Origin of the sequence: Beutenbergia cavernae DSM 12333 (genome assembly GCF_000023105.1) — a bacterium.
Taxonomy (GTDB): domain Bacteria; phylum Actinomycetota; class Actinomycetes; order Actinomycetales; family Beutenbergiaceae; genus Beutenbergia; species Beutenbergia cavernae.
The window spans coordinates 591,045-609,679 of the sequence record NC_012669.1 but is presented as its reverse complement, the minus strand read 5'-3'; the positions used below and the strand labels follow the sequence as shown (position 1 = coordinate 609,679).

Annotated in this window: 17 protein-coding genes, 1 tRNA gene and 1 other RNA gene; 12 read left to right on the top strand and 7 right to left on the bottom strand. The window is 73.7% G+C overall.

The features are described from left to right. The first annotated feature begins 78 nt into the window (after positions 1–78). Positions 79–1,041, top strand: coding sequence for an ABC transporter ATP-binding protein (locus tag BCAV_RS02790; protein WP_012725595.1), 963 nt, complete (start codon positions 79–81; stop codon positions 1,039–1,041). Next, entirely contained in the window at positions 1,038–2,129 is a 1,092-nt protein-coding gene (locus tag BCAV_RS02785; RefSeq protein WP_012725594.1) for an ABC transporter permease, read from the top strand. The genes BCAV_RS02790 and BCAV_RS02785 overlap by 4 nt, the downstream gene beginning before the upstream one ends. Positions 2,130–2,167: 38 nt before the next feature. Here BCAV_RS02785 and BCAV_RS02780 read toward each other — a convergent pair whose 3' ends face one another. Genes BCAV_RS02780 through BCAV_RS02770 form a run of 3 tightly spaced genes read right to left on the bottom strand, consistent with a single transcriptional unit; the run spans position 2,168 to position 5,903 of the window. Then, on the bottom strand, positions 2,168–2,776 hold the full coding sequence (locus BCAV_RS02780) for a DUF5063 domain-containing protein (protein WP_012725593.1): 609 nt from the start codon (positions 2,774–2,776) through the stop codon (positions 2,168–2,170). Then, entirely contained in the window at positions 2,769–3,368 is a 600-nt protein-coding gene (gene recR / locus BCAV_RS02775; RefSeq protein WP_012725592.1) for a recombination mediator RecR, read from the bottom strand. Before recR ends, BCAV_RS02780 begins: the two co-directional genes overlap by 8 nt. Positions 3,369–3,377: 9 nt before the next feature. Then, positions 3,378–5,903 carry a DNA polymerase III subunit gamma and tau gene (locus BCAV_RS02770; protein ID WP_012725591.1) on the bottom strand — a complete coding sequence of 842 codons (2,526 nt, stop codon included), beginning with the start codon at positions 5,901–5,903 and terminating at the stop codon, positions 3,378–3,380. Between the two features lie 317 nt (positions 5,904–6,220). Here BCAV_RS02770 and BCAV_RS02765 point away from each other — a divergent pair, with 317 nt between their 5' ends. Genes BCAV_RS02765 through BCAV_RS02755 form a run of 3 tightly spaced genes read left to right on the top strand, consistent with a single transcriptional unit; the run spans position 6,221 to position 8,824 of the window. Further along, the gene (locus BCAV_RS02765; RefSeq protein WP_012725590.1) at positions 6,221–7,222 is read left to right on the top strand and encodes an ABC transporter ATP-binding protein; all 1,002 of its coding nucleotides are present in this window, start codon (positions 6,221–6,223) and stop codon (positions 7,220–7,222) included. Next, positions 7,219–8,025, top strand: coding sequence for an ABC transporter permease (locus BCAV_RS02760; protein ID WP_012725589.1), 807 nt, complete (start codon positions 7,219–7,221; stop codon positions 8,023–8,025). The genes BCAV_RS02765 and BCAV_RS02760 overlap by 4 nt, the downstream gene beginning before the upstream one ends. Before the next feature lies 1 nt (position 8,026). Continuing rightward, the gene (locus tag BCAV_RS02755) at positions 8,027–8,824 is read left to right on the top strand and encodes an ABC transporter permease (protein ID WP_012725588.1); all 798 of its coding nucleotides are present in this window, start codon (positions 8,027–8,029) and stop codon (positions 8,822–8,824) included. 33 nt (positions 8,825–8,857) lie between these two features. Here BCAV_RS02755 and ffs read toward each other — a convergent pair. After that, positions 8,858–8,954: signal recognition particle sRNA small type (ffs, locus tag BCAV_RS21990), an RNA gene on the bottom strand. Between the two features lie 195 nt (positions 8,955–9,149). Here ffs and BCAV_RS02750 point away from each other — a divergent pair. The 3 genes from BCAV_RS02750 (at position 9,150) to BCAV_RS02740 (ending at position 11,460) form a co-directional block, all read left to right on the top strand. Next, positions 9,150–9,866: a glycoside hydrolase family 16 protein gene (locus tag BCAV_RS02750; RefSeq protein WP_012725587.1), complete on the top strand. Its 717-nt coding sequence runs from the start codon at positions 9,150–9,152 to the stop codon at positions 9,864–9,866. 92 nt (positions 9,867–9,958) lie between these two features. Beyond that, the gene (locus BCAV_RS02745; RefSeq protein ID WP_012725586.1) at positions 9,959–11,242 is read left to right on the top strand and encodes an amidohydrolase; all 1,284 of its coding nucleotides are present in this window, start codon (positions 9,959–9,961) and stop codon (positions 11,240–11,242) included. Positions 11,243–11,372: 130 nt separating this feature from the next. Beyond that, positions 11,373–11,460 (top strand) — tRNA-Ser (locus BCAV_RS02740). A gap of 75 nt (positions 11,461–11,535) precedes the next feature. Here the strand turns inward: BCAV_RS02740 and BCAV_RS02735 are convergent. Beyond that, positions 11,536–12,168: a TetR/AcrR family transcriptional regulator gene (locus BCAV_RS02735; RefSeq protein ID WP_012725585.1), complete on the bottom strand. Its 633-nt coding sequence runs from the start codon at positions 12,166–12,168 to the stop codon at positions 11,536–11,538. A 104-nt stretch (positions 12,169–12,272) separates the two neighbouring features. Between BCAV_RS02735 and BCAV_RS02730 the strand changes: the two genes are divergently transcribed. Next, the gene (locus BCAV_RS02730; protein ID WP_012725584.1) at positions 12,273–12,830 is read left to right on the top strand and encodes a dihydrofolate reductase family protein; all 558 of its coding nucleotides are present in this window, start codon (positions 12,273–12,275) and stop codon (positions 12,828–12,830) included. Here BCAV_RS02730 and BCAV_RS02725 read toward each other — a convergent pair. Both BCAV_RS02725 and BCAV_RS02720 read right to left on the bottom strand, forming a co-directional pair. Further along, on the bottom strand, positions 12,815–14,854 hold the full coding sequence (locus tag BCAV_RS02725; RefSeq protein ID WP_012725583.1) for a heavy metal translocating P-type ATPase: 2,040 nt from the start codon (positions 14,852–14,854) through the stop codon (positions 12,815–12,817). The genes BCAV_RS02730 and BCAV_RS02725 overlap by 16 nt on opposite strands. Beyond that, positions 14,851–15,225, bottom strand: a complete 375-nt coding sequence (locus BCAV_RS02720) for an ArsR/SmtB family transcription factor (protein ID WP_012725582.1) — start codon at positions 15,223–15,225, stop codon at positions 14,851–14,853. The genes BCAV_RS02725 and BCAV_RS02720 overlap by 4 nt, the downstream gene beginning before the upstream one ends. A gap of 106 nt (positions 15,226–15,331) precedes the next feature. On the opposite strand from BCAV_RS02720, the gene BCAV_RS02715 reads away from it, so the two are divergent. From BCAV_RS02715 to BCAV_RS02705, 3 genes are read left to right on the top strand one after another with little or no spacing between them, the layout of a single operon-like run. After that, entirely contained in the window at positions 15,332–16,087 is a 756-nt protein-coding gene (locus BCAV_RS02715) for a TetR/AcrR family transcriptional regulator (RefSeq protein ID WP_144016692.1), read from the top strand. Further along, a complete protein-coding gene (locus BCAV_RS02710; protein WP_012725580.1) occupies positions 16,071–16,991 on the top strand; it encodes an ABC transporter ATP-binding protein in 921 nt (306 codons plus the stop codon). The genes BCAV_RS02715 and BCAV_RS02710 overlap by 17 nt, the downstream gene beginning before the upstream one ends. Next, positions 16,988–18,583: an ABC transporter permease gene (locus BCAV_RS02705; RefSeq protein ID WP_012725579.1), complete on the top strand. Its 1,596-nt coding sequence runs from the start codon at positions 16,988–16,990 to the stop codon at positions 18,581–18,583. Before BCAV_RS02710 ends, BCAV_RS02705 begins: the two co-directional genes overlap by 4 nt. Positions 18,584–18,635: the final 52 nt, after the last annotated feature.

The following is an 18,635-nucleotide window of genomic DNA, read 5'->3' as shown; positions in this document are numbered from 1 at the left end:
CGCTCTCCCACCGCATCGGCACGACCCGTTCACAGTGTCCCCGGGTCCCGACAGCGGCCTCAGGCTTAGGTTCATGCCATGACGGTCACTGACGTCCGACAGCACGGCGACGGCGCCGCGCTGTTCGCCGATCACGTCGCCCGCCGGTTCGGTTCGGTCCGCGCGGTCGCCGACGCCTCGATCCGCGTCCATCCGGGCCAGGTCACGGCGCTCGTCGGCCCGAACGGCTCCGGCAAGACGACGCTGCTGCTCATGCTCGCGGGGCTCCTCGCCCCGGACGCCGGGGTCGTCCGCGTGGCGGGGCTCGACCCCGCCCACGACGGCGCCCGGGCTCGCCGCCTGCTGGGCTGGATGCCCGACGTCTTCGGCACCTGGGACTCGCTCACGGCGCGTGAGGTGCTCACGACGGTCGCCGCGGCGTACCGCATCAGCGCGCCCGAGGCGGCGTCCCGTGCCGACGAGCTCCTCGCCGTCGTCCACCTGACCGAGTACGCGGACGTGCCGGCACACGTCCTCTCGCGCGGCCAGAAGCAGCGGCTGGGGCTGGCGCGCGCCCTCGTGCACCGGCCGCGCGCGCTCCTGCTCGACGAGCCGGCGTCCGGGCTCGACCCGCGCTCCAGGGTCGACCTGCGACACCTCGTGCGCGAGCTCGCCGCCGCCGGGACCGCCGTCCTCATCTCCTCGCACGTTCTCGCCGAGCTCGACGAGCTGGTCGACGACGCCGTGTTCCTGGACCGGGGCGTGACGTCGTCCACGAACGTCGCGCCGACGCAGGGCACGACGCGGTGGCGGCTGCGGACGCTCGACGGCGCAGCGCTCGCCGCGTGGGCGGCATCGGTCGGGCTCCCGCTCGCCGTCGACGCCGACGCCCGGCCGCCGGTGGACGGCGGAGCGGACGCGATCGTCACCCTCCCCGACGAGCGGGCCGCCGCCGCGCTGCTGCGCGACGCCGTCGCCGCCGGTGTCCCGGTGTCGTCCCTCGCGCCGGCCGGCGGCGCGCTCGAGCAGGCGTATCTCTCGTTGGAGGCGGAACGGCGATGACCACCCAGTTCGACGTGCCCGTCGCGGTCCCGGACGGTGACGACGTCCCGCGCGGCCTGACGTGGTGGGGTGTGCGCACCGTGGCGCAGCTGGAGCTGCGCCAGCGTGTCCGCTCGACCCGCTGGAAGATCGCGCTGCTCGTGTGGGTGATCGTCGTCGGTGGGGTGACCGCGCTCGTCAGCGGAGCCGTGTCGTACTTCGGCGGCACCCAGATGCCGCGGGAGGACGTCGGCGCCACGGTGTTCGGTCTCGTGCTCTTCTTCGTGCTGTTCCTCGGCCTGCTGGTGGCGCCGACGCTGTCCGCCACGTCCGTGAACGGCGACCGGGCGGCCGGGACGCTCGCGACGCTGCAGGTGACGACGCTGTCGGCGGCGGACCTCGCCGTCGGCAAGCTCGTCGCCGCCTGGCTCGCGGCGCTCGCGTTCCTCGCGGCCTCGCTGCCGTTCCTCGCGTGGGGTCTCGCGCTCGGCGGGACTGCCGTCGTCGTCGCGATCGGCACCGTCGTGCTGCTCGCGCTCATCCTGGCCGTCGTGTGCGCCGTGGGTCTGGCGTTCTCGGCCCTCACCGCGCGCACGTCGGGAAGCGCCGTGCTCACGTACCTCACCGTGGCCGGGCTGTCCGTCGGCACACTCATCGCGTTCGGACTCTCGGCGCCGCTCGTGACGCGCACCGACGAGGTCAGGGTGTACGACGTCGCCGCCGACTACGACTGGGAGGGTGACGAGCCGCCGGAGTGCGAGTGGCGGACCCAGGAGCTGCCCGTCACGCACCTGGAGCGCACCGCCTGGCTGCTGACGCTCAACCCGTTCGTCATCGTGGCCGACCTGACGCCGCCCGACCTCACGGGCTCGAACCCGATGGCCGCGATCAGCGCCGGCATCCGGTACGCCCACGCCGGCCCGGCGACCGAGATCGACCAGTGCCCGGCGTCGTGGTCGGGCGCGCCGGAGCCGCTGCCGTCGAGCGGCCCGGTGTGGCCGTGGGGGCTCGGCGTCTACCTGCTGCTCGGCGCCGGCGCGCTCGCCGTCACGATCCGTCGGCTGCGGGTGCCGGCGCGCACGCTGGCGCGTGGGACCCGGATCGCCTGAGGAGGGCGGAACCTTCCGCACCGTGTCGTCCGGTCCGGTCACGGCTGGTGCAGAGCCTCGAACTCCGCCTCGGCGGCGACGTCGTCCGGCACGTCCAGCCGCAGGTGCCCGAGCACGCTGAGCAGAGCGCGCAGCGCGGCGGCCGCCCGTTCCCCCCACGAGGACAGGTACGAGTACTGCCACCACCACAGCGCCTCGGACGTGTGCCCGGCCTCGAAGTGCTGCAGCCCCTGCACGGCAGCCTGGGCGACGGTCACGAGATCGCCGGACAGCGACACGACGGCGACCTCCGCCGTCACGAGCGGGTCGGAGACCTCGGTGTACTCGTCGATGCCCTCGAGGAGGTTCTCGAGCCCTCGACGGAGCGGCTCGAGGTCGACGTCGGGGCCGTCGTCCGGCTCGAACCGCTGCGCGGGGACGACGTCGACGATCGCGCCGAGCCTCGAGCCCGCGGCGAGCAGGTCGGAGACGGCGAGCAGGAGCAGCGGGATCGCGGCGTCGGGGTTCGCGCCGGCGGCGACCTCCGTGATCGTCGTGAGGTAGCGGCGCACCTCGCCCGCCGTCGCCCCCGCGAGGTCGGTCAGGTCGGCATCGAGCTCGTGCGCCGGCGCCTCCGCCGGGTCCTGGTGCTCCGGGGTGTCAGACATCGATCCTCCGCCTTCCTTCGAACGCCCTGCCCAGCGTGATCTCGTCGGCGTACTCGAGGTCGCCCCCGACCGGCAGGCCCGAGGCGAGCCTCGAGACGGTGATCCCCATGCCGGCGAGCATGCGGGCCAGATACGTGGCCGTCGCCTCGCCCTCGACGTTCGGGTCGGTCGCGATGATCACCTCGGTCACCTGACCGTCCGCGAGCCGGGTCATGAGCTCGCGGATGCGCAGGTCGTCGGGACCCACGCCGTCGATCGGGTTGATGGCGCCGCCGAGCACGTGGTACCGGCCGCGGAACTCGCGTGTGCGCTCGATCGCGACGACGTCCTTCGGCTCCTCGACGACGCACAGGATCGCTGCGTTGCGACGCGGGTCGAGGCAGATGCGGCACTGCGCCTCCTCCGAGACGTTGCCGCACGTCTCGCAGAACCGGACCCGCGCCTTCACCTCGGTGAGGGCGTGAGCGAGCCGGCCGACGTCGTCCGGGTCCGCGGCGAGCACGTGGAACGCGATGCGCTGCGCGCTCTTGGGACCTACGCCCGGCAGCCGGCCGAGCTCGGTGATGAGGTCCTGGACCGCGCCTTCGTACACGGGCTCAGCCTACGGGCCGGGGCGCGGGCCGCCCGGGCCGTCGGCGACCTCGTCGATGACCGTGCCGCCGAGCAGGCGCGCGACGAGGGGAGCACCCACGAGCCCGCTGCCCGCCCCGGGCTCACCAGGGTCGTCGTCCTCGTCGGACGGCCAGGGGTCGTCAGGGCCGACGACGGCGGGTGGCGCCTCCGCGGTCGTCCTCGCCTGGGTCGGGCGCGCGTCGGTGGTGCGGGGGGCACGCGCCTGGGTCGGGCGCGCGTCGGAGGTGCCCGATGCCCTCGCCTGGGATGCCGCTCCGGGCGCCGGGGTGCTCCCGGGATCGGCTGGAGCGGGAGCCGAGCCCCCCGCGGGAGGCTCCGGCGGGTCGAGCCGAGCCACCGGCGCGGCCCAGTCGGCCGCGGCGCGCGCTGCCGGGTCACCGGCGCCCGCGCTGCCCGGCGCGTCAGGTGCACCCGCTCCGCCCGACGTCCCGCCGGCCGGGGGCGACGTCGGCGCCGCGTCGCCGATCGTCGCCCGGACCCGCACGTCGAGGCCGAGCGTCTCGTGCAGCGCACGCTCCAGAGCCTCCGCGTGGGTCCCGTTGCGGAACGTGACGGCGAGGCCCTCGGTCGCGAACGCCAGCTCGAGCACGCCCGCGGAGATCGAGGCGACCTGCGCGTTCTGCGCGACCAGCGTCCACGTCACGCGCCGGATCCCGGAGAGGGTCTCGAGCACCTCGGGCCAGCGGCGCCTGACGGTGGCGGCGTCCGTGCCGGTGAGCGGGGAGGGGTCGGGCTGCGGGGCCGCGGACACCGGACCGGCGGCGGGCGCCTCGGACGGAGTCCGCCCGGCGGCTGCCTCCTGCGGATGGGGCGGCCCTTCGGCCGGGACCTCGGAGCGAGGCGCCTCTTCGTCCGACACCTCCGAGCGAGACTGCCCGGCGGCCGGCTCCCCGGAGCGAGGCGCCTCTTCGTCCGACACCTCCGAGCGAGGCGGCTCCGCGGATCCAGGCGCCTCCTCGGCCTCCGGCCCGGCCCCAGCGCCACGGCCCTCGACGTCATCGCCTCCACCCGGGCGCGCGTCGGGCTGCTGGCGTCGCGCGGGCGCATCGGTGGCGGGCGCTCCGCGACGGGCCGCCCCCGGTTCGGCCTCCGCGGACCCCGACGCCACCGACCCAGCCGACTCGGGACCCGCTTCGTCCGCAGCGCGCGCCGCCGAGCCGCGCTCCCGCTCACCGCGAGCGGCCGACGCCGCGGGCGGCTCGGCCGCCGCCCGGCTCGGCGCCCCTCGCTCCGGAGCCGGTGGCCGCTCGGTGCGGGGCACGGGCTGCGCCGGCGTCTCGCGCCGCGAAGGCGCGGCACCGGCGGCAGACCCGGCGCCGCCGGAGGGCGCAGAGCCGGAGGCGGGGCCGGACGTGCCGGCGGAGCGCGGCTCCACCCCCGTCGCGGCCGCAGGCGTCGCGGGCAGAAGGATGCGCGCGCACAGCAGCTCGAGCTGCAGCCGCGGCGACGTCGCCCCGGTCATCTCCGTGAGCCCAGCGTTGACCAGGTCGGCGGCTCGCGACAGTCGCGCGGCGCCGAGGTGCTGCGCCTGGCCGCGCATCCGTTCGACCTGGTCCTCCGGGATGGCGCGGAGCACCGCGACGGCCTGGTCGCCTGCGGCGGCGAGGACGATGAGGTCGCGCAGCCGCTCGAGCAGGTCCTCGACGAATCGGCGCGGGTCGTGCCCCGACTCGATCACGTTGTCGATCACCCGGAACACCGTGGCGCCGTCGCCGGCGGCGAACGCGTCGACGACGTCGTCCAGCAGGGTCGCGTGGGTGAACCCGAGGAGCGCGATCGCGCGGTCGTAGTCGAGGCCATCGGAGTCCGCACCGGCCATGAGCTGGTCCAGCACCGACATCGAGTCCCGGACCGATCCCCCACCGGCGCGAACGACCAGCGGCAGGACGCCCGGGGCCACGGCCACCCCCTCCGCCTCGCTCACCTGAGCCAGGTAGTCGCCGAGCACCTGCGGGGGAACGAGCCGGAACGGGTAGTGGTGCGTGCGCGAGCGGATCGTGCCGATCACGCGGTCCGGCTCCGTCGTCGCGAACACGAACTTCACGTGCGGCGGCGGCTCCTCGACGAGCTTCAACAGCGCGTTGAACCCCTGCGCCGTCACCATGTGCGCCTCGTCGAGGATGAAGATCTTGTAGCGGTCGCGCGCCGGGGCGAAGACGGCGCGTTCGCGCAGGTCACGGGCGTCGTCGACACCATTGTGGCTCGCGGCGTCGATCTCGACGACGTCGAGGCTGCCCGGCCCGCCACGCGCCAGCTCGACACAGCTGTCGCACGTGCCGCACGGCGTGTCCGTCGGTCCCTGCGCACAGTTGAGGCACCGCGCGAGGATCCGGGCCGACGTCGTCTTGCCGCAGCCTCGCGGACCGGAGAACAGGTACGCGTGCGTGGCGCGATCGGACCGCAGCGCCGCCATGAGCGGACCCGTGACGTGCTCCTGCCCGATGACGTCCGCGAACGTGTCCGGACGGTACCGGCGGTACAGGGCTGTGGTCACCGCGTCAGCCTAACCGGGGGTCCCGACACGGCGTCGGGACCGTGTGGACGCCGCCCGCCGAGCCGCCGGCTCACGGAAAACGCGCTGCGCGTGCTCCGCGAGGACGCCTAGTCTGGTGCCGTGGCGAAGCCTCGACCTAGCTAGGTCCGCGGACCTGGCCCCCGTGACGCCCGGAGCGACTGCGCCCGGGCGCCTCCGTGCGTGCGTCCGCACCGATCCCTCGCCGCCGGCCCGGCCTCCCCCGTGAGGTGACCCCGGGAAGTCTCCCCGGTCACCGCGCCGCTGGCGGCACCACGCACGAGAGCAAGGACCCACGCATGCCACAACCCGTCATCTCGACCCGCGCCCTGCGCAAGGAGTACCGGTACCACCGACAGCAGCCCGGGCTGCTCGCAGCCGTGCGAGGTCTCGTCCACCGCACGCGCGAGACCCGCGTCGCCGTCGAGTCGCTCGACCTCACCATCCACGAGGGTGAGTTCGTCGGGCTGCTCGGGCGCAACGGCGCCGGCAAGACCACCACGCTGAAGATGCTCTCCGGGCTGCTGCGGCCGACGTCCGGCACGGTGTCGGTGCTCGGCCACGAGCCGGCCCGGCGCCGCTACGACTTCCTGCGGCGCATCGCCGTCGTCCTCGGGCAGAAGTCCATGCTCTGGTGGGACGTGTCGACGTCCGACAGCCTCCGCCTCCACCAGGCGATGTACGACCTGCCCCGCACCCGGTTGGACGCGACGGTGGACGAGCTCGCCGACCTGCTCCAGCTCCGCGACCTGCTGGACATCCCCGTGCGCAAGCTGTCGCTCGGCGAGCGGATGAAGTGCGAGCTGCTCGTCGCGCTCGTCCACGAGCCCGACGTGCTGTTCCTGGACGAGCCGACGATCGGGCTCGACGTCGTGTCGAAGGCGGCGGTGCGCGAGTTCCTCGCCGCTCTCAACGCGACCCGCGGTACGACGATCATCCTCACGAGCCACGACATGGACGACGTCGCCGAGCTGTGCCGCCGCGTCATCCTCGTCGACCACGGCCGACTCCAGTACGACGGCGACCTGCCCGACCTCGTGCGGACCATCCGTCCGCACAAGCGGGTCATGCTGACGTTCGCGGCATCCGCGCACGTCCCGGCCCTCCTGCCGCCGGGCGTCCGCCTCGTCGACGCCGACGACTCACCCACCGGCAGCCGGCTCGACCTCGAGGTCGAGCGCGAGGCCGCCCAACGGCTCCTCGCCGCCGCACCGGGCTGGGGCGAGGTCGTCGACATCGAGGTGCGGGACGCCGACATCGACGACGTCATGCGCGCGGTGCTGGCGGGTGAGGGCGCATGAGGCAGCTCCACCTCTTCGGTCGCCTGTTCGCGCTGAACGTGGGCGTGACGTTCCAGTACCGGGGCGAGTTCCTCATCATGCAGATCGGGAACCTGATCGTGCCGATCACGTCGCTGCTGGTCTGGCAGGCGGCCCTGGCCTCGGGCGCCCCGCTCCCGGTCGACGGCGAGTTCCTGGTGGCGTACTTCCTGCTCGTGAGCGTCGTCGGCATGCTGACCGCGTCCTGGACGGCGTTCTACCTGGCGGCGTCGATCCGTGACGGCGCGCTCAACCGGTGGCTCATCCGGCCGGCGTCGACCCACCTGGACGCGGTGGCGAACAACGTGGGCGAGAAGGTCGTCAAGCTCGTCATCATCGTGCCGCTGATCGCTGCCCTCGCTCTGCTGCTCGGTGATCGGATCGCCCTGCCCTCGGACGCCGGCCGGTGGCTCCTGTTCGCGGTCGCCGTCGTCCTCGCCGCCGGGATGCGGCTCGCTCTCGACATCATGATCGGCTCGCTGGCGTTCTGGTTCGAGGACGTGCAGGGCTTCATCCGCGCGCTCGCCGTCATCACCCCGGTGCTGTCCGGGGCCGTGGTGCCGCTCGCGCTCATGCCGCCCGGGATCGCCGCGGTGACGGCGGTGCAGCCGTTCCGGTTCATGCTGTCCTACCCGATGGAGGTGCTGCTGGCGGATCCCGCGGGCGGGCCGGGCGGCCTCACCGCCGGCTTCGCGCTCCAGGTCGGCTGGCTGGCGGTCTTCGTGGCCGGTGCCGCGGGCGTGTGGCGACTCGGGTTGCGCTCCTACGCCGCGGCGGGTGCCTGAGATGCGCACGCTGCGCCGTCACGCGCGCTTCACCGCCGCCGCGTTCGTCCAGGCGCTCGGCCGGGATGCGCAGTTCCGCGCCCAGGCCTGGACGACGATCGTCGTCGGCCTCATCGAGGTGGCGGTCGGGCTCGTCCCGGCGCTGCTGGTGTTCCAGCACACCGACGAGGTGAACGGCTGGGACGTCGGGCTCGTCATCGCCGTGACCGGGATGGCGCAGGTCGCGATGGCCCTGCTCGGCGCGTTCGTGGTGCCGAACCAGGCGAAGATGACCGACTACGTCCGCCGCGGCGAGCTCGACGGCGTCCTCATCCGGCCCGTCTCGACGCAGTGGTACGCCGCTGTGCGCTGGATGCAGCCGTCCGAGCTGTGGAGCGGGCTGGCCGGGCTGCTGCTCGTCGCCGTCGGTCTCGCCGAGGCCGGAGCTCGTCCCAGCGCCGCGGACGTGGCGCTGGCCGCGCTGTGGTTCGCCGTCGGCCTGGTGGCCGTCGCGCTGGTCTGGACGAACCTGGGCTACCTGGCGTTCTGGCTGGAGTCGGTCGACTCGGTCACCGACCTCATGGCGACCCTGCTGTCCGCCGGGCGGTATCCGGTCGCGTTCTTCCCGGCGGCCGTGCGCACGATCCTGCTCGTCGTGATCCCGATCGGGCTCGCCACGACCCTGCCGGTCACGGCGCTCGACGGCGGCTCCGACCCGCGGTTCGCGGTGGCGGGTGTCGGCTGCGTCCTCGCGGGAGCGCTGCTCACCCGCTGGCACTTCGTGGTGGCGCTGCGCCGGTACGCGAGCGCGAGCTCGTGAGCGTCGGCGCCCGGGCTCCGGGACGCTCCGGGACGTGAGGACCCCTCGCGCACCCGCCAGAGCCCACCTGCCCTTGCTGCCTTCCGGCCCTGGGGGGGTTCAGCGGGATGACGCCACACGAGGGGTCGCGACCCAGGTTACCCGAGCCCACACACAGGTGAGGACGACGCGGGACGTGCGCTCCGCCGTCGTCGACGTGCCGAGTGCGGAGTGAGCGTCCGAGTGCGGTGCGCACCGGCCCGCACTCACGCGTTCGCCCCGCACTCGGCACGCCCGGAGCCCGATACGATCACGGCCGTCGGCCGGCACGAAGGGGATGCGCGTCATGACGACCCTGCTGTGGTCCGACGACTTCGCCGACGACGGCGCGCCGGATCCCGCGCGATGGAGCCACGCCGTGGGCGGCCACGGCTGGGGCAACGACGAGCTCCAGTTCTACACGTCGGACCGGGCGCGCAACGCACGGGTCTCCGGCGGCCGTCTCGTGATCGAGGCGCACGCCGAGGACTGGCAGGACCGGCGCTTCACGTCCGCGCGGCTCGTCTCGCGCGCCGCCTGGCTCCACGCTCGCGTCGAGGTGACGGCCCGGCTGCCGATCGGTCGCGGCACGTGGCCGGCGATCTGGATGCTGCCGTCGACGCCGGGCGAACGACGTTGGCCGGACGACGGCGAGATCGACGTCATGGAGCACGTCGGGCACGATCCCGGCGTCGTGCACGCCAGCATCCACACGGCCGCGTACAACCACGTCGACGGCACGCAGCGCACGGCCACCACGGCGGTCCCCGACGCGCAGGAGGCGTTCCACACGTACGCGGTGGACTGGGACGCGGAGTCCATCACCTGGTCCGTCGACGGCGAGGCGTCCTTCACCTACGCGCGGGAGGCGGCTGCCGAGCGCGACACGTGGCCCTTCGACACGCCGTTCCACCTCATCCTCAACCTCGCCGTCGGAGGGGGCTGGGGCGGGGCGCAGGGCGTGGACGACGCCGCGTTCCCGGCCCGGTTCGAGATCGACTCGGTCCGCGTGCTCGGCCGCTGACGCCGTCGGCCTGATCCCGCCGAGCTGTCCCGGCCGGGCGCCGTCGTCCCCGGCAGCCCTACGCTGATCGCGACCCGCACCGAGGAGGAACCGTGACCGACGCCCCCACCCGCATCGACGCCCTGACCGACGGGCTCGACGGACGACTGGCGGACCTGCGCTCCCTGTACGAGGACCTGCACGCCCACCCGGAGCTGTCGATGCAGGAGCACCGGACGGCCGGCGTCGTCGCGGAACGGCTCCGCGCGCAGGGCTACGAGGTGACCGAGGGCGTGGGCGGCACGGGCGTCGTCGGCGTCCTCGCCAACGGCGCCGGACCGCGCGTCCTCCTCCGAGCCGACATGGACGGGCTGCCGCTGCGCGAGGACACGGGTCTGCCGTTCGCGTCGACGGTGACGGCGATCGGGGCCGACGGCGTCGAGGTCCCGGTGATGCACGGCTGCGGGCACGACGTCCACGTCACCGCGCTCCTCGGGGCGACGGCGCAGCTCGCCGAGAATCGCGGCGCCTGGTCCGGCACCGTCCTCGCCGTGTTCCAGCCCGCCGAGGAGACCGGCGAGGGCGCTCAGGCGATGATCGAGGACGACCTGTTCGCGAGATTCGGGACGCCGGACGTGTGCCTCGGGCAACACGTCTCCTCGCTCCCCGCCGGTCACGCCATGCTGCGACCGGGACCGATGATGGCGACGGCGGACGCCGTGCACATCCGGCTGTTCGGGCGCGGGGGCCACGGCTCGACGCCGGAGCTCACGGTGGACCCTGTGGTCATGGGGGCGTCGCTCGTGATGCGGCTGCAGACCATCGCGTCACGCGAGATCTCCTCGCAGGACCCGGTCGTGGTGACGGTGGGCTCCCTCGTGGCGGGGATGAAGGAGAACATCATCCCCGACGACGCGGTGCTCAAGATCAGCGTCCGCACGTTCGACCCGACCATCCGCGACCAGGTGATGGCGGCCATCGAGCGGATGGCGCGCGCCGAGGCGGCGGCGTCCGGTGCCCCGCGCGAGCCGGAGTTCACGTACCTCCACTCGCTCCCGCTCAACGCCAACGACGTCGACGGCGAGGCCCGGACCCGCGCGGCGCTGGCCCTCGGGCTCGGGACCGGGCACGTGCACGAGATGCCCCGGCCGGTGTCCGGGAGCGAGGACTTCGGCCGGTTCGGTGCGGCAGCGGGCTGCCCGTCGGTGTTCTGGTTCGTGGGCGGCTACGACCCGGCGCTGTTCGCGGACATCCTGGCCGGGCGCGCGTCGATCATGTCGCTGCCCGAGGGCGTGGCGTACAACCACTCCCCGCACTTCGCGCCGTCGGCGCCGGGAACGCTCGACGGCGCCGTGCGCGCGATGCTCGCGGCGGCCTCGGAGTGGCTCGGGAGCTGACCCGCTGCCGGTGTGGAAGATCGGTGCTCGGAGCGGTGACCGACCTTCCACACGTGTGACGCGGACGACGACGGCGCGGCGCCCCTCACGTTCGGGGGGCGCCCGAGGCTCCGGTATCCTCGTCGGGCTCGGAGGATTCGCCTAGTGGCCTATGGCGCACGCTTGGAAAGCGTGTTGGGTGCAAGCCCTCGGGGGTTCGAATCCCCCATCCTCCGCCACGGAGGCCCCGGAGCCGTCTGGTTCCGGGGCTTCGTCATCGGCGCGCCGGCCCGACGACCAGCCGCGTCGGCGGATCAGCTGCCCACGGCCACGCCGTAGCGCGCGGCCATCGTCCGGGCCGCGTCGTCCACCACGCGAAGCGTCTCCTCGTCGCTGAGGGACCAGTTGCCGTGGACGAGGCGAGGCCAGAAGACGACGGTGGAGATCATCCCGAGGAACTGCGCCGAGGCCGCGTCCGGGTCGTCCACGTCGGCAGTGCCCGCGGCGTGCTCCGCCCGGAGATATCGCCCCAGCGCCGCGAGCACGGGCAGCGTGCCGAAGTCGAACGTCTGCTCGCGCAGCTCCGGGAACCGCGGGGCCTCGGCGATCACGACGCGGATCAGGTCCTCCATCCCGGGGCGTGTCAGCAGCTCCGCGTACGCGAGGCCCAGTGTGACCAGGCCGCCATGGAAGTCTCCCGGCGGCGGATCCACGAGCTCCCCACCAGGTGTGCCGCCCGCCGCGAGCACCGTCGCCTCGAAGAGCTCCGCCTTCGTCGGGAACTGCTTGAACAGCGTCGCCTTGGACACCCCCGCGCTCTCGGCGACGCTCGCCAGCGAGGTGCGGTCGTAGCCGGACGCGAGGAACAGGGCCATGGCCGCGTCGAGGATCGCCGCACGGTTGGCCGCGGCGACTCCCCGATGGTAGGTGGAGAGCTCGCGCGGCATGGATCCATAGTGCCATAGAGGTGAGTTACTTGACTCACGACTACGGATATGACTACCGTGCTTGTGGTGAGCCCGTTGACTCACCTCAAGCGAAGGAGCTCGACATGGCCAAGCTCATCTACTCGATGATCACCTCGCTCGACGGCTACGCCGAGGCCGCGGAGGGCGACCTCGGCCGGGGAGCCGAGGACGAGGAGGTGCACACCTTCATCGGCGACACGTTCCGCCACGTCGGCACGTACCTCTACGGGCGGCGGATGTACGAGACGATGGTCTTCTGGGAGACCGCGCACACCGATCCGGATGCGCCACCGCACATCGTGCAGTACGCCCGCGACTGGCAGGCCGCGGAGAAGGTCGTCTACTCCACGACGCTGGAGTCGCCGTCGAGCGCGAAGACCCGCATCGAGCGAACCTTCGACCCGGACGCGGTGCGCAAGCTCAAGGCCTCCTCCGATCACGACCTCTCCGTCGACGGCCCGAACCTCGCCGCCCAGGCGATCGCGGCCGGGCTGGTCGACGAGTACCACCTGTTCATGACCACGAGCGTGGTCGGCGGCGGCAAGCGATTCTTCCCCGACGGCGTACGCCTCGATCTCGACCTGGTCCAGGAGCGTTCCTTCGACAGCGGCCTGATCTACGCGCACTACCGGACCCGCTGAGCCGCTCCGGTGGGGAGGCGTTCGCCCCGGCCGGCGACAGGGGCCAGCGGCGCGAGCGCGCCGGCCGTGCGCGCCGCCCGGACGCCGTTGAGGATGACCACGACCTCCGCGACCTCGTGGACGAGGACGACGCCCGCCAGAGGGAGCACGCCGAACAGCGCGAGCGGGAACAGGACCACGATGATGGCGAGGGCGAGGGCGATGTTGCCGGTCATGATGCGCCGACCGCGACGGGCGTGAGCGAGGCCCTGCGGGACGAGCCGCAGGTCCGCACCCGTGAAGGCGACGTCGGCCGACTCGATCGCGGCCGCTGAGCCACCCACGCCCATGGCGATCCCGACGTCCGCCGCCGCGAGCGCCGGCGCGTCGTTCACGCCGTCGCCGATCATCGCCGTCGGGACGCGGGACGAGGACTCCCGGACGGCCCGCTCCTTGTCCTGTGGCAGCTGGGCCGCGCGCACGTCCTCGATGCCGGCCTCCGCGGCGAGCGCCCGGGCGGTGCGTTCGTTGTCGCCGGTGACCATCGTCACGGTGATCCCGTCGGCCCGCAGGCGGGCGACGGCGTCGGGCGCCTCGGGCCGCAACTCGTCGCGGATCCCGATCACGGCCGCCGGGACGCCGTCGGACACGACCGCCACCACCGTCATGCCCTCGCCCTCGAGGCGAGCGGCGTCGTCGGCGAGGTCCCCGGGATCGAGCCACCGGGTAGTGCCGACCTGCACCCGGACGCCGTCGACGTCCCCCTGGAGCCCGCGCCCGGGGAGCTCGGCGACGTCGTGCGCGAGCGGCGGGCTCGGGGCGGCCGCGAGGATCGCCGCAGCCAGGGGGTGCGTGCTGCGCGCCTCGAGCGCGGCGGCGAGCGTGAGCGCCTGGTGCTCCGTGACGCCGGCACGGGTGCTGACCTCGACGACGGCGGGCCGGTTCCTGGTGAGCGTGCCCGTCTTGTCGATCGCCACGGCACGCACGGCCCCGAGCTCCTCGAACGCGGCGCCCGACCTGACGACCATGCCGAACCGGCTCGCGGCCCCGATCGCCGAGATCACCGTGACGGGGACGGCGATCGCCAGGGCGCACGGGGAGGCCGCGACGAGGACGACGAGCGCCCGTTGCGTCCACAGCGCCGGGTCGCCGACGATCAGTCCCCAGACCGCCACCAGGGCGGCGAGGACGAGCACCGCCGGCACCAGGGGACGTGCGATCCGGTCCGCGAGCCGCGCCCGCTCGCCCTTGCGCGCCTGGGCCTCCTCGACGAGCCGGACGATCGTGGTGAGGGAGTTGTCGCGCCCGTCCGCCGTCGCCTCGACGAGCAGCGCACCCGTCCCGTTCACGGCCCCGGCGAGAACGGCGTCGCCCGGCGCGACCTCGACCGGGATGGACTCCCCGGTGACGGCGGACGTGTCGAGCGAGCTGCGCCCGGTGGTGACCACGCCGTCGGTGGCGATGCGCTCGCCGGGTCGGACGACGAGGAGGTCGAGCTCACGGACCTGCGCCGCCGGGATCTCGATCTCTCCGGCCATCCGCGAGATGCGCGCCGTGGCGGGCATGAGCGCGAGCAGGGCGCGCAGACCGTGCTTGGCGCGATCCATCGCGCGGTCCTCGAGCGCCTCGGCGATCGAGAACAGGAACGCCAGAGCGGCGGCCTCGCCCACGTGCCCGAGGGCGACGGCGCCCACGGCCGCGATCGTCATCAGCAGCCCGACGCCGAGCCTGCCGCGGGCGAGCCGTCGTACGGCGCCCGGGACGAACGTCCACGCGCCCGCGAGCAGGCTGGCGCCCTGCGCCACGAGCGCCGGAGCGTCCGAACCCGTCCACTCCAGCACGTAGCCGACGCCGAGGAGGACCCCGGATGCCGCCGGCAGCAGCAACACCCGATCCCGCCAGAACGGGACGAACTCCTCCTCGCTCGCGGCGGCATCGTCGTCATCGGCGCCGCCGGAGAGCGCGCCGGACGACCCGTCGGCGAGGGCTCGCAGCTGCAGCTCGCGAGCGTCGATCTCGTCGTCGCCGCAGCACTCCCGGCTCACGCGGTCCCCGTCTCGCAGGCGGTGCACCCCGGGACGTCGCACAACGGGTTCGCGCACTCACGGCCGTCGCGGACGTCGAGCACCACCCGCATCAGCTCTCCGAGCGCAGCGGCCAGGTGCGGGTCGGCGATCTCGTAGCGGGTGCGGCGACCGTCGGGCACCGTCAGCACGAGGCCGCACCCACGCAGGCACGCCAGATGGTTCGAGACGTTCGACCGCGTCAGCGCCAGATCCGCCGCGAGCTCGGCCGGATACGTCGGACCGTCCAGCAGCCGCTCCAGGAGCCGTGCCCGCGTCGGGTCGCTCATCGCCCTGCCGAGCCGCCCCATCACCTCGACGCGATCCAGGGTGTTCGTCGCTGAGTTCAGCATGTGCTGAACAGTACAGCGGACGCTGAACCCCCACCAGGGCGCGCTCCCTGTGACGCGCGCCACATCAGGTGGCACCCTGACTGAACGCGTGCCTAGCATGCTGAACATGCGTTCAACGCGACAGCCAGGCGGCGGCACGACCGCCGCTCCGCCGTCGGACCTCACCGCCCGCGCCCGGATCCGCGACGGCGCGATCCGCCTGTTCGGCGAGCACGGGTTCGGCGTCGGCCTGCGGGCGATCGCACAGGAGGCGGGTGTCAGCGTCGGGCTCGTGGCTCACCACTTCGGGTCCAAGGACGGCCTGCGCGAGGCGTGCGACGCGCACGTGCTGAGCGCCCTGAACGAGGCGCGACGTGCCGCCGACGTCTCGGGCCCGTCCGGCGCGATGATCACCCAGCTCGCCGCCGTCGCCGAGTTCGCCCCGCTCGTGGCGTACGTCTTCCGCAGCGTGCAGGCAGGCGGGCAGCTCGCCCGCGACTTCGTCGAGCACGCAGCGGCCGACGCCGCAGCCTTCCTCGAGCGGAGCGCCGCGAGCGGACTCGTGCGCCCGTCCCGGGACGAGGTGGCACGCGCTCGAGCGCTCACGAGCCAGAGCATCGGGAGCCTCGCCCTCGAGCTCGCGCTCGACCCGCCCGGACCCGGCGAGTCCATGTCGGAGGCGATCGAACGCTACGTCGAGCGCTACACCGCCCCGCTGCTCGAGCTCTACACCGACGGGCTCTTCACCGACAGCTCGATGCTCGACGCGTACCTGGAGTACGAGCGGGCGCACCCGCCGCCGACGCCGTCGTCCGGAAGCCCGAAGACCCCCGAGACCCCCAGACCCCGCCCACGAAAGGCGACCCATGACCAGCACCAGTGACGCCGTCGGCATCCGCGACCTCGTCAAGACGTTCGGCCCCGTGCGCGCGCTCGACGGCCTGGACCTCACGGTCCGCACCGGCGAGGTCGCCGGCTTCCTCGGCCCGAACGGCGCCGGGAAGTCGACCACGATCCGCGTGCTCCTCGGGCTGCTCCGCGCCGACGCCGGCTCCGCAACCCTCCTCGGCGGCGACCCGTGGCGCGACGCCGTCGACCTCCACCGGCGCATCGCCTACGTGCCTGGCGACGTCGCGCTGTGGCCCAACCTCTCGGGCGGCGAGGCGATCGACTACCTCTCCCGCCTGCGCGGCGGCGTCGACGCCACACGGCGGGCGCGCTTGCTCGAGCGCTTCGAGCTCGACCCGACGAAGAAGACGCGCACGTACTCCAAGGGGAACCGTCAGAAGGTCGCTCTCGTCGCGGCCCTCGCGTCCGACGCGGAGCTCTTCGTGCTCGACGAGCCGACGTCGGGCCTCGACCCGCTCATGGAGACGGTCTTCCGCGAGTGCATCACCGAGATCAAGGCGGAGGGGCGCTCCGTGCTGCTCTCGAGCCACATCCTCGCGGAGGTCGAGAAGCTCTGCGACACCGTGACGATCATCCGCGCGGGCCGCACCGTCGAGACCGGGACGCTGGACGAGATGCGACACCTCACGCGGTCCACCGTGTCGGCGGTGCTCGACGACGGCGCCGCCGCCTCCGCGTCCATCGGCTCCCTCCCCGGCGTCCACGACCTGGTGACCGAGGACGGCCGCGTGACGTTCGACGTCGACAACGACCACCTCGGTGAGGTCATGACGAGCCTCACGCACCGCGGCCTCCGCAGCCTCACCTGCGCCCCGCCGTCGCTCGAGGAGCTGTTCCTGCGGCACTACGGCGACGAGCTCGAGGAGACCTCCCGATGAGCGCCCTCACCGGGACGGGCACGCTCGTCCGGCTGGCGCTTCGTCGCGAGCGGATCCGGATCCCCGTCTGGTCGCTCGCGCTCGGCCTCACCGTGCTCGGGAGCGTGCCGGCGCTCGAGGAGTCCTTCCCCACCGCCGAGGCGCGCCAGGCCCGCGCCGAGCTCGTGCAGAACCCGGCGGCGATCGTCATGGCCGGGCCCGGTTTCGGGCTGGACGACTACACGCTCGGGGCGATGGTCGCGAACGAGCTCAGCCTCACGCTCGTCGTGGCCGCCGCGATCATGAGCATCTTCATGGTGGTGCGGCACACCCGCGCCGAGGAGGAGTCCGGCCGCGCGGAGCTGGTGCGCGCCGCCGTCGTCGGGCGGTCCGCCGCCGCCGTCGCGGCGCTCGTGACGACGGCGATCGCCAACGCCCTCGTCGCGCTCCTCATCTGGGGTGGACTCGTCGCGGGAGGGCTCGACGCCGGGGACGGGCTGCTGCTGTCGGTCGCCGTCGGGCTCACGGGCGTCGCGTTCGGCGGCGTCGCCCTCGTCGCCGCGCAGGTCACGGAGCACGCCCGCGCGGCGTCCGGCATGGCCATGGCGGTGCTCGGCGCGGCGTTCCTGGTGCGCGGCATCGGCGACGTGCTCGTCGAGCACGGCGGCCTCCTGTCGTGGTTCTCCCCCATCGCGTGGGCGCAGCAGACACGGCCGTACGCAGGGGCCAGGTGGTGGCCGCTCCTGCTCACCGCGGCGCTCGTCGCCGGCACGCTCCTCGCTGCCCATGCGCTCGCGGCGCGGCGCGACTTCGCGGCCGGGCTCGTCGCACAGCGGCCGGGGCGTGCGCAGGCACGTCCGGCGCTCGCGTCGCCGCTCGCCCTCGCGACGCGGCTCACGCTGCCGTCGTTCGTCGCCTGGACCGTCGCCGTCGCCGTGAGCGGCGCGGCGTTCGGCGCCCTCGTGAACTCCGTCCAGGACGCGATGGAGGACAGCCCGCTGATGGAGCAGCTCCTCGGCGGCGAGTCGCGGGTCACCGAGTCGTTCTTCGCCCTGTTCCTGCCCTACCTCGTGCTCGCAGCCGTCGCCTACGCGCTCAGCGTCGTGCAGCGCCTGCGCTCCGAGGAGACCGAGGGGCGCGCGGAGGTGGTGCTCGCCCGGCCGGTGAGCCGCTGGACGTGGTTCGGCACCACGCTCGGCGTCTCGGCCGTGGGCGGCGTCCTCGTCCTCGCCGTCGGGGCGTTCGCGATGGGCGCGACGGGGGCGGCCGTGACCGGCGACGGATCGTGGACCGGACGCGTGACGGGCGGTGCCCTGGCCTACGTCCCTGCGCTCGTGCTCGTGGTCGCGCTCGGCGCCCTGCTGTTCGGGACGTGGCCGAAGCTGTTCGGCCTCGCGTGGGCGCTCGTCGGCTGGATGACGGTCGTGCTCGTGCTCGGCACGCTCCTCGACCTGCCGGAGTGGACCACGTGGATCTCCCCGGTCAACCAGACACCGGCCGTACCGATGGAGGCGCTGGAAGCCCTGCCGCTCGTCATCATGGGTGCTGGGGCGCTCGTGCTCGGCGCGCTCGGGATGGCCGGCTTCCGACGGCGGGACGTGCCGACGGTCTGAGGCGTGGCGGCGCGCCAAGATCCTCTCGCGGAGGTGCAGAAATCCTCTCGCG